1 protein-coding gene is annotated in these 847 nt (G+C 60.3%); it reads right to left on the reverse strand.

Features of this window, described 5'->3' with window-relative positions:
* Window positions 1-7: 7 nt before the first annotated feature.
* On the reverse strand, window positions 8-847 hold an 840-nt coding region (locus ADE01S_RS31010), incomplete at its 5' end, for an IS110 family RNA-guided transposase (protein WP_156494274.1).

Genomic DNA, 847 nt, shown 5'->3' on the forward strand with positions numbered 1-847 from the left:
GTAGATTCTATGGTTTCACGCAAGCCTGGTTGGCGAGGAAGAGTTCTCGCTCGAAGGGTTTGCGTGATTTCCATACGCCGAAGGCGATGCGCAAGAGCTTTCTGGCAATGATGTTCAAGGCTTGAGTGGTTGCCCAGCCTTTGGCAAGCAATGCCTGATACATGGGTTTGAAGGTGATTGATCTGGCGGCGGCAGTGGCGGCGTTGTAGGCGAGGCTGCGCAGGATGGCATCGCCCTGCTTACTGAGCTTTCTCATGCCTTTGTAGGCGCCGGACTCCTTGGGCCTGGGATCCAGTCCGGCATAGGCCACCACGGCATCGGAGCTGGTAAACGGTATGCGAGCGAAGGTGGTCACCAGGGCCGTTGCCGTCAGGTTGCCCACGCCGACGATACTGGTAAGCAGCTTGAAGTCTTGCGCCAAGGCAGGTACGGCCTGGATCTCGGCGAGCATCTGATCTTCAAGGGAGTCGGCCAGCTCCGTCAGGGCATCGAGTGCCTTCTGCACCTGAGCCTGGGCGTCATGGACTTGATGGTGCCGCTCGCTGGACAGGCGCAGTTGAGTCCGGGTGATCACGGCCATCCTGCGCAAACGCAGCATCTGACGCAGACGCTCGATGTATTGGGCGCAGGGTTGATATGGGTGCAGGCGTTCATGCTCGGAGGCGATGAAGCGGGCGATCATGATGGCGTCGAGCCGATCGGTCTTGCCCCGCTGGCCCTGGGATTTGGCGTAGTGATGCAAGGCCTTGGGATTAAGGACATAGACCTTCAGCCCCCGCTCGTGGGCTAGGTCAGCCAGCATGCGCTCGTAGCCGCCGGTGGACTCCATGGCAAGCACGCTGCCTGG

This window comes from Achromobacter denitrificans NBRC 15125 (genome assembly GCF_001571365.1).
Lineage (GTDB): Bacteria > Pseudomonadota > Gammaproteobacteria > Burkholderiales > Burkholderiaceae_B > Achromobacter > Achromobacter denitrificans.